Here is a 13523-nt window from a genome sequence, read left to right as displayed (position 1 = left end):
ATGCCGAATGCCCGTGTTCACGATGTGATCGTGGCTTCCCTGTGAAAGGCCATGATCTCGGTGAACACGGGCACTCTTCCCTCCGCCGGGGATCCGGGATTTGCGCAATCCCGGATGTTTTCGCGGGTGGCCTACGTGGTTCGGCTACGCGCCGCGCCCCGGCTGGAGGCTAGTGGTGATTCGGCAGTTGATCAGTGATTTCAGACGTTGTTGTTGTTGTTGGCGTTGTTGACGTCGTCGCTGCTCCGGTCGCGGTCGCGGTCGCGGTCACGGTCACGGTCACGGTCACGATCGTCGTCGTCGCTGAAGTTGGTGTTGTTGTTGTTGATGTTGACATTGAGCCTGAAGTTCCTGTGGCTGCGGTGGTGGAAGCAGCGGTGGTGGCAGCAGCGGCGGTGGCAGCCGCAGCCGCGACGCCAACCCCAGCCGCCGCCACCGCAGTTGATGACGCTCGCGCCCGCGGTGACCGTGGTAGCGCTCGCGGTGGCCGCGGTGGTCGCCGCACCCACGCTCACGACTCCGCCGGCCAGCGCCGTGCTGAGTGCGAGCCCCGCGATGACATTTTTGACGATGAGCATTGCGTTCCCCTCTTGAAAGGATCGGTTACCCCGATTTCGACAGTCTCCAGATTTCCGTGTGCGAGACAGGGCTTCGGATATTTCATGCTGAGTGCCCGCGCCCTCCGGATCGCCGCAATTCTTCGGTGAAGAGCGATGATTTCAGTGAACACGGGCACTCTTTTTCTCCGTCGCGGATCCGGGTTTTCCGCAGTCCCGGATTCAGTCGGCTGTGGTCGATATTCTTCGACTACACGCTGTGCTCGCGGTGGAGGCTAGTTGTTATTCGGCGATTGATCAGTGTTTTCAGACGTTGTTGTTGTTGTTGGCGTTGTTGACGTCGTCGCTGCTCCGGCGGCGGTCACGGTCACGACCACGGTCGTCATCGTCGTCGTCGAGGTTGACGTTGTTGTTGTTGAGGTTGGCGTTGAGCTTGAACCTGTGGTGGCTGCGGTGGTAGAAGCTGCGGTGGTGGCAGCTCCGGCGGCAGCCACCGCCCCAGCCACCTCCGCCGCAGTTGAGGAAGCCTGCGCCCGCGGTGACCGTGGTGGCACCGGCGGTGGCGGCGGTGGTCGCGGCACCCAGGCTCACGACTCCGCCGGCCAGTGCCGTGCTGATCGCGAGCCCTACGATGATGCTTTTGGCGTTGGGCATTGCGTTTCCCCCTTGAAAGGATCGGTTGCCCCGATTTCGACATTTTTCAGATTGCTGGGGAAATTTTAGATTCCCCCAAAATGCCTGGCATGACCGCTAATGAGTCATCCCTGGTTGTCATAGTTTCCTCGGATGTCGTGTGACAAACAGAGCTTGGCGGCTTTTACTAGCTTCTTGTCTCTTTATTGATGGTATTAGATAATTATTGATCGCTTTGATATGAAATACCTTTTATGTCGGATTTGTCGTGCAAGCCGTAGGTGAAGACGTCGCCGAAGTGGCCGCCGAGTAAGGAGGTTTTCCCGAATAGGAGAAGAAGGGGGAAGTGAGGGTTTAGAGTTCTCCACTCATTGTTGCCGCACTGATCCATGCGACTAGCGTCTCTGGTGATCGACGGGAGTGATGAGGCGGCGGGATGTTGAACGCGATAAAGGAGGAGTTCGGGGTTCGATCCGGTGAGTGAAGCGGGGTTTTGGCGGCGCATGCTGAGTGCCCGTGTCCTCTGGGTGATCACGGTTCTTCGGTGAAGAGTGATGACCTCGGTGAGCACGGGCACTCTTTTCCTCCGTCGTGGATCCGGGTTTTCCGCAGTCCCGGATTCAGCCGCGTGATGTCGATGTTCTTCGACTACGTGCTGTGCCCACGGCGGAGGCTAGTTGTTATTCGGCGATTAAATCAGCGATTTCAGACGTTGTTGTTGTTGTTGGTGTTGTTGACGTCGTCTTCCGCACCGTTGACGTTGTTGTTGTTGATGTTGACGTTGAGCCTGAACCGGTGGCTGCGGTGGTGGAAGCTGCGGTGGTGGTGGCAGCAGCGACGGTGGCAGCCGCAGCCGCGACGCCAGCCCCAGCCGCCGCCACCGCAGTTGATGACGCTCGCGCCCGCGGTGACCGTGGTAGCGCTCGCGGTGGCCGCGGTGGTCGCCGCGCCCACGCTCACGACTCCGCCGGCCAGCGCCGTGCTGATCGCGAGTCCCGCAATGACACCCTTGACATTGGGCATTGCATTTCCTCCTCGAAAGGATCGATTGCCCCGAATTCGACTTTTTCCAGATTTCTGGAAAATTCCAGAGTCCATGAAGTGTCTGGCTCTCTGGAATGTCTGGGATGACCACTTATGGGTCGTCCCTAGTTGTCATGGTTTCCTCTAGTGTGGTGCGACAAACGGACATAGAGGGCTTTTGCTATCTCATTGTCTATTTATTGATTGTATTGAACTCTTATTATTTGTTTTACTGTGAAATGTCTTCAATGTCTGATTTGTCGCGCAAGCCAGAATCGAGAGCGCCGCAGGAGGGGCACGGGAAGGGCGTGTTGTTCGAGTGGGGAAGAGGCCCGAATTGAATTGACCGGTTTTGCCCTTTTTGTCCGAATGGATCGAACGGATAAACGGGGGCACGCCGGGGGTTCGCGTGCGCCGAACCCCGAGCCGGTCGCCAGGGGATGACGCGCACCCTGCCACGCGTACCGGACGGCGGTGATCACACGCATCGGGCGACGGATCGCGGGTATCGGACGACGGCGAATCATGCGGCCGAACTGGCGCATCACACGCATCGAACTATCGTGGAACGGAGCAAGAACAGAGGAGGACACGTGGTGGACAACCCGATTCCGAGCTGGCCCGGCGAGCTGGTCGACCTTGGAGAGCAGATCGTCCACATGCGGTCGACCCCGGAAGGCCCCGGCGAGAAAGCCGTCTACGTACACGGCCTGGGAGGCTCGGCGACCAACTGGACCGACCTGATGGGCGAGTTGTCCGACGTGGTCACCGGCTATGCCGTCGACCTGCCGGGAGCCGGATACTCCCCCGAGCCGCCCGGCCGCGACTACTCCATCGGCGCCCACGCCCGGACCGTCATCGCGCTGATCGAACGCGTCGCGGACCGGCCCGTTCACCTGTTCGGCAACTCCCTGGGCGGTGCGGTCTCGGTGCGGGTGGCCGCCGACCGGCCCGATCTGGTCCGCTCGCTCACGCTCGTCTCGCCGGCCCTGCCCGATCTGTTGCCCAGGTCCGGCCCGGCGCGGGTGGCCCTGTCCACGGTGCCCCGGCTGGGCGAGTGGGCCGCGGGCCGGCTGAGCGTCCTGCCCGCGGAGCGCAGGCTCAATGCCACGATCGCCATGTGTTACGCCGACTCCGGCCGGATCCACCCGGAACGACTCAGGGAGGCGGTCGAGGAACTGCGCCGCAGGGACGGCCTGCCGTACGCCGCGTTCGCGCTGGTCAGCTCGGCGCGGGGCCTCGTCGCGGAGTACTTCAGGCGCGGCGAGGAGAATCTGTGGCAGCAGGCGGCCCGGGTCAGCGCGCCCACGCTGATCGTCCACGGCCGCCACGACCGGCTGGTCAATCCGCGCATGGCCGCCCGTGCGGGCCGGACGTTCCCGCAGGTGAGGCTGGTGCTGCTGCCCGACGCGGGGCACGTGGCACAGATGGAGGTCCCCGGCCGGGTGGCCCGCGAGGCACGGCTTCTGATCGGCGAGACTGCCCCCATGTCAATTGGGGAATGACCTGGGTACCGCATTGGGTTGTGAATGGTGCGTGCTGTGCTAGCCGTACCGCCAAGACCCCCTGAAACGGGAGCTGAACTGTGTCGTTGCCACCGCTGGTAGAGCCGGCAGCCGAGTTGACCGTCGAAGAGGTGCGTCGTTATTCGCGCCATCTGATCATTCCCGACGTGGGCATGGCCGGTCAGAAGCGTCTCAAGAACGCGAAAGTACTCTGCGTGGGCGCCGGTGGCCTGGGCTCCCCCGCACTTCTGTATCTGGCGGCCGCGGGTGTGGGCACGCTCGGCATCATCGACTTCGATGTCGTGGACGAGTCCAACCTTCAGCGCCAGATCATTCACGGCCAGTCCGACATCGGCCGGCTCAAGGCCGAGAGCGCTGCCGACAGCGTCAAGGAGATCAACCCGCTGGTCAAGGTGATCGTCCACAACACGGCGCTCACCACCGACAACGTCATGGAGATCTTCTCCGGCTACGACCTGATCGTGGACGGCACCGACAACTTCGCCACCCGCTACATGGTGAACGACGCGGCCGTCCTCCTCGGCAAGCCGTACGTCTGGGGTTCGATCTACCGGTTCGACGGTCAGGCCAGCGTGTTCTGGGCCGAGCACGGCCCCTGCTACCGCTGCCTCTACCCCGAGCCCCCGCCCCCCGGCATGGTCCCCTCGTGCGCCGAGGGCGGCGTGCTGGGCGTGCTGTGCGCGTCCATCGGTTCCATCCAGGTCAACGAGGCCATCAAGCTCCTGGCCGGCATCGGGGAGCCGCTGGTCGGACGTTTGATGATCTATGACGCCCTGGAGATGAACTACCGCTCGGTCAAGGTCCGCAGGGACCCCGAGTGCGTGCTCTGCGGCAAGAACCCGACGGTCACCCAGCTTCTGGACGACTACGAGGCGTTCTGCGGCGCGGTCTCCGAGGAGGCCCAGGAGGCCGCCTCGGGCTCCACCATCACCGCGAAGGATCTCAAGTCCCTGCAGGACGCCGGCGAGAACATCTACGTGATCGACGTCCGCGAGCCGAACGAGTACGAGATCGTCTCCATCCCGGGCGCCGTGCTCATCCCCAAGGGTGAGTTCCTCAACGGCTCCGCGCTGGAGAAGCTCCCGCAGGACAAGCGCATCATCCTGCACTGCAAGTCAGGTGCCCGGTCCGCCGAGGTCCTGGCGATCGTCAAGAACGCCGGCTTCTCCGACGCGGTCCACGTGGGTGGCGGCGTGCTGAGCTGGATCAAGACGGTCGACCCGAGCCTGCCGGCCTACTAGGCCCCGTGCCGCGGACGCCCCATGGAGCCCGCTCCATGGGGCGTCCGCCGTTTCTGGTGAGTTCGCCTCGCCGTACAGCGGCCGGCGAGGCGGGGACACGGGCGGGGCAGGCGTGGCGGCCTCCCGGGAAGGACTCCGGTCAGATGGAGTCGCGAATCGAACGAACTCAGCCGGACACGGCGATCCCGACCGCTGAACGCGTGTGGATCTCGACGTATCCATCCGGAATGGCGGATGGCACCCTCCTTACCGCATTAGGGTCGATGACGTGAATGAAGCCCCAGGTCGGCGGCGGCGAGTGTGGCCGGCGCTGGTCACGGCGTCCGCGCTGACGTTGAGCTGCGCCGTCGTGGCCGGGGTGGCCTCCAGCGCTGCCGGAGCGGAGTTCACCCGAGGTCCGAGCCCGGCGGAGCTGGATCGGGCCGCCGTCAGCGAGGTGGCCCTGCGCTGGCAGGTCTGGCCCGCCGGGCGGATCTTCCCCGCGACCGTCGGTTACGCCGCCGAGCAGGGCGGCGAGGAGAAGGCCCGGCGCGTGGGCATCTCTCCGGAGACCCGCTGCGACAAGGCCGTGGACGCCAAACTGCTCAAGGCGCTGCGGCAGGCCGGTTGCCGGGGCATCCTGCGTGCCACCTACCTCGACGCGCTCCAGGGCGTCGTCCTCACCGTCGGCGTCGCGGCCTTCGCGGACGAGGTGGGCGCGGCACGGGCCAAGGCGTCGCTGCCCCGGGCGGGCCGCCCCTCGCCGGGCCTGCGGACACTGGCCTTCCCCGGTACGGTCACCGACCGGTTCACCTCGGCCGGGCGGCAGAGCAGCCTGGTACGGCAGGCCGGGCCGTACGTGGTGATGGCCACGATCGGGCAGATCGACGGCCGCCCCGCCAAGGCGGTCGGGGAGCAGCGGCCGACCATTTTCGCCTTCACCGGGGACATCGCCGAACGGATCCTCGCGGACATCTCCACGCCCGTACGTCCGGATTGCACCTCTGAGGAGTGGCGATGCTGAGGCGGGTGGGCGTCGCGGTACTGCTGGCCATGATCGCCCTGGGGCTCGCCCCGGCGGTGGCACGGGCCGACGACGTCCGGGACAGCCAGGGACAGGTGCTGCGGACCCTGGGGCTGTCCGACGCCTGGCGGACCTCCGAGGGCCTGGGCGTGACGGTGGCCGTGCTGGACTCGGGGGTCGATCCGGGCCACCGTGACCTGGCGGGCTCGGTGACCGTGGGCAAGGACTTCACCGAGGGCTCCAACCCGCCGGGTGTGGAGCCCCTGCGGCTGCACGGCACCTACATGGCGTCGCTCATCGCCGGGCACGGTCACGGTCTGGGCGGCGGCGACGGGGTGATCGGCGTCGCGCCCAAGGCGAAGGTGCTGTCGGTGCGGGTGATCCTGGAGGACGAGGAGCCCGGCTTCAGGAAGTTCAACACCGCGGCGCGCTACGAGAACGTGGTGGCCAGGGGCATCAGATACGCGGTGGACCGTGGCGCCGACGTGATCAACATGTCGATCTCCAAGGAGCTGGCGACGAAGGAGGAGCGGGCGGCGATCCGCTACGCGATCTCCAAGGGCGTTGTGCTCGTCGCGGCGGCGGGTAACGAGGGCGCAAAAAAGCCCGACTCCACGGGCTTCGCCCCCTACTCGTACCCCGCGGCCTTCCCCGGGGTGGTCTCGGTCGCCGCGGCGGACGGAGGGCTGCGCCGGGCCTCGTTCTCCAACCGGAACCCCTCGGTTCTGGTGGCCGCTCCGGGGGTGGACATCCTCGGCGCGGGCCCCGGTGACGAGTACTGGGTCGGCCGCGGCACCTCGCAGGCGACCGCGCTGGTCTCGGGGGTCGCCGCCCTCATCAAGGCCAAATACCCGAAGATGTCGCCGGCGTTGGTCGCGCAGGCACTCGCCGTGGGGGCGACCCGGCGGCCCAAGGGCGGCTACGACACCGGCACGGGCTTCGGCATCGTCAATGCTCCCAGGGCGCTCGCCGCCGCGACGAAGATCTTCCGGCACACCCTCACGGCCAAGGGGCGCGCCACCTACGACCCCGCCCGCCCGCTGGGCAGGGCGGTCAGACCGGTGCAGGTGATCCACCGGGACCAACACAAGATCAGCTTGTACGGAGGAGTCGCCGTGGCCGCCGGGATCGGCGCCGTCGTCTCCCTCGTGGCGCTGGCCGTGTTCGTCAGCCGGACGCGGTCGGCGAACAGGTTCGCGGAGCCCGTACGGGCACCGGTCTCCACACACTGACCGCCGCATCAACGGTTGAAAACCGGAGATTTGGGGAGCCGCATATGCCGCGCGCGGCGGGTGATCGGGTAAACACACTCCGACGATAGGGCGGCGGAGCTCGGCAACGTAGCATCGAAGTATGTCGCAGCCAGGGAGGTCTCAGGAGCCGGAGCGGCCCCTGGAAGCTTCGGCATCCCGTGCTCGCGGGGGCTGGCCGCCATCCGGTTCCCGGACGTCCGGCGCGAGGAGCGCCCGGGCGCCGCGGGTGCCGGCACCGGGCGCCGCGGGCAGGCGTGCCCGGGTGCGTTCCTGGCCGGGCGCGAGCCGTACCCGCGGGGCGATCGAACGCGCCGAGCAGATGGCGCTGGAGCAGGGGATCCGCTACCGAACGATCTTTCTGATCCTGATGGGCACGATCCTGGCGATCGCCGCGACCAACGTGCTGGCCGGCACGGTCGGGCTGGTGCGTGAGACCAGGTCCCGCCCGATGACCGCCGTCGAGCAGGCCCGCTACATTCAGGAGGACATCGCCGCCCGCTGGCACAACTGGCCGGCGGACCTGGTCTTCCCCGTCGAGCTGCAGTACATCGGCCTCGGCCGGGTGCAACAGTACGCCCGGAGGGTCGGCCTCGCGCCCGAGGTCGCCTGCGCGGCCGGTGTGGACGCCCCGGTGGGATCGGTGCTCACCGAGTACGGCTGCCGCACGCTGCTGCGGGCCACCTATGTCGACCAGACCTCCAGCTTCGCCTTCACGGTGGGCATCGCGGTGCTCGCCAGCGAGGAGAAGCGGATCGCCGCCGCCGGTCAGCTGGCGGTGGACGACCGCGTGGGGGTGCGGCCGGTGGCGTTCCCCGGCACGGCGACCCAACTGTTCGGCGCGGCCCAGCGGCAGCGCAACTCCTGGGTCGGCGTCGGTCCGTACATCATCTTCTCCACCGCCGGTTACACCGACGGCCGTACCCGCGAGTCGATCCCCCCGGAGGAGATCCTGCACAGCGAGCTCTGGCCGACGGCCCAGGCGGTCGCGGGCCGCATCGCCCGCGCCCTCGGCGACGAGCCCAGCGCCGTCCCCCAGTGCACGCAGGGGAACGTGTGCTGAGGCGGAGGCGGGTCTGGGCGGCGGGAGCGCTGATCGCGGTCTCCCTGACGGTTCCGACGACGCTCGCCGCACCGGTGGCCGCCGCGGACGTGCGTGAGGACCAGCGCTGGGTGCTGGAGAAGATGAACGTCGAGCAGGCCTGGAGGGTCACCAAGGGCGCGGGGGTCACCGTGGCCCTGGTGGACAGCGGGGTGGACGACCAGGTCGCCGAGCTACGCGGCCGGGTGACCTCCGGGCCCAACATGGGGTCGGTGGAGTACGACAGGAAGGACCCGGGCGCGGGTCTGCACGGCACCGCGATGGCCTCGCTCATCGCCGGGGCGGGCAACGGCGAGGGCGGCCTTCTCGGGATCGCGCCCGAGGCCCGGATCCTCTCACTGCCGATGATCATAGAACAGGACGCGGCGGACGGCTCCGCCATTCCCGAGGAGAACCTGCGCTCGCAGAGGGACAGCCCCCTGGCCCGTGCGATCCGCTACGCGGCCAACAACGGGGCCGAGGTCGTCAGCATGTCGCTGGGGGCCTACGGGGCGCAGAAGAGCGAGCGGGAGGCGATCTCCTACGCCCTGTCCAGGGGTGTGGTGCTGATCGCGGCCGTGGGCAACGAGGGCGAGTCCGAGGACGCCATGCAGAACGGCACCTCCTTCTGGAACTTCCCGGCCGGATACTCCGGGGTGGTCGGGGTCGCCGCCGTGGACGAGCAGGGCAAGCCGGCGCTGTTCAGCAGCGACAATCTGTCGGTCCTGGTCTCCGCGCCGGGCGTGGACGTGCCCGTGGTGATGCCGGGCGGCGACTACGGGGTGTCGGAGGGGACCAGTTCGGCGACCGCCCTGGTGTCGGGGGTAGCCGCCCTCATAAAAGCTAAATATCCAGATATTTCACCGCAAATGGTGTCGCAGGCGCTGACCTCCACCGCCACGTCCGTCCCGGCCGCCGGATACGACGACCACGTCGGGTTCGGCGTCGTCGACGCGGGCGCGGCGCTCACCAAGGCGGGAGAGCTGGTGGCGGGCGCGGCGGAGGTCCCCGCGGTCGAGGACCAGCACTTCGGCAAGGGCCCCCTGGTCCAGGAGCCGCCCAGGCCCGGTCCCGCGCCCGCCCGGCTCTGGCTGTACGGTGGGGGTCTCCTCGGAGGACTGCTGGCGTTCGCGGGAGCGGTGATCATGCTCGTCCGCCGCCCGGAGCCGGCGGGTCCGATGCCGGGACCGCCGATGGCGAACCGGCGGGGGAGCGGCCGAGCGCGGCCCTAGCCGCGGCCGGCGGCGAACCACGGCCGGGAGGCGCCGGATACGCCGGAGACCTCGACGGTGAGGCCGGGATCGCGCGGCAAACGGGCGAGCGACGCTTCGGGGATGAACCCGGTACTCCAGGGATGAAAACGATAGGGCTAAGCGGATTTTGAATTCGATTCGAACGCGTTTTGGACACTGTTCGGACGCGGTCCGCTAGATGTCGGCCTTCCTGCTCGGGAAACCGGCGAAGGTTCGCTAAGGTCGCGGATCATGGGGTACGAGTTGCGCGTGGAGCGCCCTGCGCCTCTCGGCTTCGCGGAACTCGCGACTGTGCTGGGGCAGGCGGGGTTCGAGTTCCGCGGTTCGCAGGAAGCGGGCGAGGTCCTGGCCCGGCACGGCGACGAGATCCATGCCGTCGCCGACTGGAACGGCCGTCTGTCGGGCACGCCCGACTCCGACTGGCAGGTGGCCCAGATGGCGAGGGTGTCCTCCCTGCTCGGCGCGCGCCTGGTCGGTGAGGACGGTGAGTCCTACGCGATCCGTGACGGCCTCGTCGAGCAGCTGAACGGCTCCGCGGCATACGAATTCGGCAAACTTGGCGAGATTCTCTCGGCCGGCCCGACTCTATGGAGTCGGTAGGCCACCCCACCCCGTACGCGGAACGTGTGCTCGACCTGGTCGAACGCATCCCGCCGGGCATGGTCATGTCCTACGGGGACATCGCCGAATATCTCGGCGAGGGGGGTCCGCGTCAGGTCGGGCGCGTCATGTCCGTCTGGGGCGGCGGCGTGCCCTGGTGGCGTGTCGTGCACGCCGACGGCAGCCCCCCTCCCGGCCATGAGCAGCGATGTCTTGCGGGATGGCGTCAGGAGGGGACTCCGATGAGGGGAACCCGCGCGGATATGCGCGTCGCAAGGTGGGACGGACGGCCGGAAAGCACGGCGTAACCGGGCCTGTCGTATCCCACTACCATGGCCATGGACAGCGCTCTGTCGAAAGGCGGTGCTTTCTCCATGGCCACCGGCGCCACACCCGCACGAGCCAGCGGCGACCCCGTCGCTGACCGTCTACGGGCTGTCCAAGATCTCTGCGACCGGGGAGAACCACTTGAGTTGATCATGGCGGCGGTGCTGGCCGAAGGGCTGGACCCGAGTGAGCGTCGCAGGTTCGACGCCGACGCACTGGCAGGTCCGCTCGGTTCGAGGTTGGATCTGGCGACCAAGCGCGGCGCCGTTCGCCGTCGCGAGTTCGTCACGCTCTTCAAGCCCTACATCGCCGGTGTGGACGCACGCGTCAAGCGTGATCTGCCGGTTGCGCGCAGGATCGCCTTCCACCTGCTCGAACACCGGGGGATAGACGACCTCGCCGACGGCGACGCGCTGCAGAAGGTCGCGACGGCCGCCGCGGAACCGTCCAAACGGATCCGCACCAGCCTGCGCTGGTATGCGGACCTGCCGCTGCGGGACGAGCTCCCCGAGTCCCTGTACCGGCTGCGCGCCGCCGACCTCATCCCGATGACCCAGGTCGAGGACATCTCCTGGTCCGACGGACGGCTGCGCGTCAGCGGTCACGCCTATCTGGCCGGGCTCTCCGTGCGAAGCCGTCGCTTCAACCGGGCGACGGTGGTGCTGCGGGGCCCGCGCTGGCTGCCGCCGGTGCGGTTGCGCACCCGCCGGGTCTTCCACCCCGAGGCGACCTACGGCGCGGAGGAGGCCGGCTGCAACTACGACTGGTCGGGCTTCACCGCCGAGTTGCACCCGTGGGCGCTGCGCTGGCGTGCCGGCGTGCGGGCCGTCGTGCGCGGCGCCAAGCGTCTGCTCCGCCGCCGGGCGACCGTACAGGACACCACCACCTGGCGGGCCGAGATCGTGATCTGGAGCCGGGGCGCCCGCGCCACCGGCCTGCTCCGCGGTCCCTCCAGCGGTCGCACCGAGCGTCCCTCGGGTCTGGAGGTCCGTCCGAGCAGATGGGTCCGCCCGGTCTGGACCTCCGACCGCGCCCTCCAGATCGTTCTGCAGCCCACCCGGGCGGAGCTGACCGGGGTGCGGCTGGAGGGCGAGAAGCTGGAACTGGCGGTGTTCCTGCCGGGCAAGGGGACGGGCAAGGGCCACGCGCGCCTGGACGGTCACCGGATCTCCGCGGACTTCACCCCCGTCGAGGGGGGCACGGCCGTCGTCGTGCCGCTCGCCGTGTCGTCCCTGCTGCAGGAGCGCGACGGAGGCAGGCTCTGGGTCGAGCCCAAGGGAGATCCGGCCGCCTCCGTCATGCTCGGCAAGGCGCGGGAGAGCCGTTCGATCGTCGGTGAGCGGGAGATCACGGTGCTGCGCGACCGGCGCGACCGAGTGATCGTCTCCGCGCACCGGATCCGTCCGATCATCTCCGCGGCCACCTGGGACGAGAACGGCACGCTCATCCTTGAGGGCTCCTACCCGGGCTCGGGCCCCGCGGAGCTGTCGCTCAAGCACCGGACCGGACTGATCTACACCGTTCCGCTGGAGCGCGCCGACTCCCGTTTCTCGGTACGGTTCGCGCCCGCCGCGATGCCCCGGTTCGGAGACACCGTGCCGCTGATCAGCGGCAGCTGGAGCATGGTGGTTCGCGACGGCAGGGAGATGGTCCCGGTCCGTGTCGACCACGCCATCCTCGACGGGCTGGACGAGGCCCCCAGGATCCGCGACGGGCGGGAGTATCGCCTGATCTCCACCCGGTTCGACGTGCCGGTGCTGGCCGTCTCCGAGAACCTGCCCGACGACGAGAAGGGCGCCGGCGGCCTGTACTCGCTGCGGCGCGCCTTCTACCCGGCCGAGCGGGCCCGCGAGCTGACCGACGCGACCGTGTACGTCGCCTCCGACGGTCGGCAGTACGAGGGCAACGTCCGCGCGATCTACGAGGAGCGGGTGCGCCGCGGCGACGATCGCGAGCACATCTGGGTGGTCAAGGACGGCGCGTTCGTGCCTCCGGGGTCGCAGGAGCTCGGATTCGGCTCGGACATCAGGCCGACCGTGGTCCGCGCGGGCAGTCGCGAGCACTACGCGGTGCTCGCCCGCTCACGCTACGTGGTGACCAACGGCTTCCTCCCGCCGTGGTTCCGGGCACGTGAGGACCAGATGGTCGTGCAGACCTGGCACGGCACCCCGGTCAAGCGCCTCGGCAACGACCTTCCGCACATGTCCCGCGACCCGAAACCACCGGTGTGGCACCGGCAGGTCGCCGAGGTGCGCGGCTGGGACCTGCTGATCACGCAGAGCCCGTGGGCGACCCCGGTCCTGCGCAAGGCGTTCGGCTACCAGGGCAAGATTCTGGAGAGCGGCTACCCGCGCACCGACGCCTTCCTGTCGCCCGAGCGGGAGGAGCTGGCCGCGGCGATGCGCCGGAGGCTCGGCATCGCCGAGGGCGTAAAGGTGGTCCTCTACGCGCCGACCTGGCGTGACTACGACCGCAAGAGCGCCACGCTCCGGCTGGACCTGGCCGAGGCCCGGCGGGTGCTGGGCCCCGGTCACGAGTTCCTGATCAGGGCCCACGCGATGCAGGCGGCGCCGAACATGCCCGCCGGCCTTGGACTCGACGTCACGACATATCCGGATATAGCTGATCTGCTGTTGATCACTGACGTGCTGATCACGGATTACTCGTCCGTCATGTTCGACTTCGCCGTGACCGGACGGCCCATGATCTTCTTCACCCACGATCTGCAGCGCTACTCGGCCAAGCGGGGTCTCTACTTCGACCTGGCCGCCGAGGCCCCCGGCCCGCTGCTGACCACGAGTGCGGATGTGATCGAGGCCATACGGACGATCGACGAGGTGGCGGCCGAGCACGCCGAGCGTTACGAACGGTTCCAGCGCGTCTACACGCCCCGCGACGACGGCAAGGCGACGGCAAGAGTCGTCGACCACGTCTTCGTCTCCTGAGCGTCTGGGCCGGAGGCTTCCTCGAAGGAGGATCCGCACCTCCGGCCCAGGTCCTCGCACCGGAGAACACTCTGACGAGCTGAT

The 13523-nt window shown here is 68.0% G+C and carries 12 protein-coding genes; 9 read left to right on the top strand and 3 right to left on the bottom strand.

What is annotated here, in order from left to right; translation table 11 throughout:
- Window positions 1-200: 200 nt before the first annotated feature.
- The 3 genes from CHC08_RS37760 to CHC08_RS37750 all read right to left on the bottom strand — a co-directional run bounded on the left by CHC08_RS37760 (window position 201) and on the right by CHC08_RS37750 (window position 2213).
- Complete coding sequence (locus CHC08_RS37760) at window positions 201-578, bottom strand: hypothetical protein (RefSeq protein WP_089212177.1); 378 nt, start codon at window positions 576-578, stop codon at window positions 201-203.
- A 285-nt stretch (window positions 579-863) separates the two neighbouring features.
- Entirely contained in the window at window positions 864-1211 is a 348-nt protein-coding gene (locus tag CHC08_RS37755) for a hypothetical protein (RefSeq protein WP_089212176.1), read from the bottom strand.
- A gap of 684 nt (window positions 1212-1895) precedes the next feature.
- Complete coding sequence (locus CHC08_RS37750; RefSeq protein ID WP_089212175.1) at window positions 1896-2213, bottom strand: hypothetical protein; 318 nt, start codon at window positions 2211-2213, stop codon at window positions 1896-1898.
- Between the two features lie 596 nt (window positions 2214-2809).
- Here CHC08_RS37750 and CHC08_RS37745 point away from each other — a divergent pair.
- The 9 genes from CHC08_RS37745 to CHC08_RS37705 all read left to right on the top strand — a co-directional run bounded on the left by CHC08_RS37745 (window position 2810) and on the right by CHC08_RS37705 (window position 13439).
- A complete protein-coding gene (locus CHC08_RS37745; RefSeq protein ID WP_245878808.1) occupies window positions 2810-3718 on the top strand; it encodes an alpha/beta fold hydrolase in 909 nt (302 codons plus the stop codon).
- Window positions 3719-3798: 80 nt separating this feature from the next.
- The gene (gene moeZ / locus CHC08_RS37740) at window positions 3799-4980 is read left to right on the top strand and encodes an adenylyltransferase/sulfurtransferase MoeZ (RefSeq protein WP_089212173.1); all 1182 of its coding nucleotides are present in this window, start codon (window positions 3799-3801) and stop codon (window positions 4978-4980) included.
- 268 nt (window positions 4981-5248) lie between these two features.
- On the top strand, window positions 5249-5983 hold the full coding sequence (locus CHC08_RS37735; RefSeq protein WP_245878807.1) for a hypothetical protein: 735 nt from the start codon (window positions 5249-5251) through the stop codon (window positions 5981-5983).
- A complete protein-coding gene (locus CHC08_RS37730) occupies window positions 5977-7215 on the top strand; it encodes a S8 family serine peptidase (RefSeq protein WP_089212172.1) in 1239 nt (412 codons plus the stop codon). The genes CHC08_RS37735 and CHC08_RS37730 overlap by 7 nt, the downstream gene beginning before the upstream one ends.
- A gap of 283 nt (window positions 7216-7498) precedes the next feature.
- Entirely contained in the window at window positions 7499-8296 is a 798-nt protein-coding gene (locus CHC08_RS37725; RefSeq protein ID WP_245878806.1) for a hypothetical protein, read from the top strand.
- Window positions 8290-9546, top strand: coding sequence for a S8 family peptidase (locus tag CHC08_RS37720; RefSeq protein WP_245878805.1), 1257 nt, complete (start codon window positions 8290-8292; stop codon window positions 9544-9546). The genes CHC08_RS37725 and CHC08_RS37720 overlap by 7 nt, the downstream gene beginning before the upstream one ends.
- A 252-nt stretch (window positions 9547-9798) precedes the next feature.
- Entirely contained in the window at window positions 9799-10167 is a 369-nt protein-coding gene (locus tag CHC08_RS37715) for a hypothetical protein (protein ID WP_089212170.1), read from the top strand.
- Window positions 10155-10475 (top strand): MGMT family protein, encoded by a 321-nt coding sequence (locus CHC08_RS37710; protein ID WP_089212169.1) that lies wholly within the window; start codon window positions 10155-10157, stop codon window positions 10473-10475. The genes CHC08_RS37715 and CHC08_RS37710 overlap by 13 nt, the downstream gene beginning before the upstream one ends.
- Before the next feature lie 171 nt (window positions 10476-10646).
- Window positions 10647-13439 carry a CDP-glycerol glycerophosphotransferase family protein gene (locus CHC08_RS37705; protein ID WP_089212168.1) on the top strand — a complete coding sequence of 931 codons (2793 nt, stop codon included), beginning with the start codon at window positions 10647-10649 and terminating at the stop codon, window positions 13437-13439.
- The last annotated feature ends 84 nt before the right edge of the window (window positions 13440-13523 follow it).

The organism is Streptosporangium subroseum (assembly GCF_900188345.1).
Classification (GTDB): Bacteria; Actinomycetota; Actinomycetes; order Streptosporangiales; family Streptosporangiaceae; genus Streptosporangium; species Streptosporangium subroseum.
Note: the sequence above shows the minus strand (reverse complement) of the source record. Positions and strands in the feature narration are given on the sequence as shown.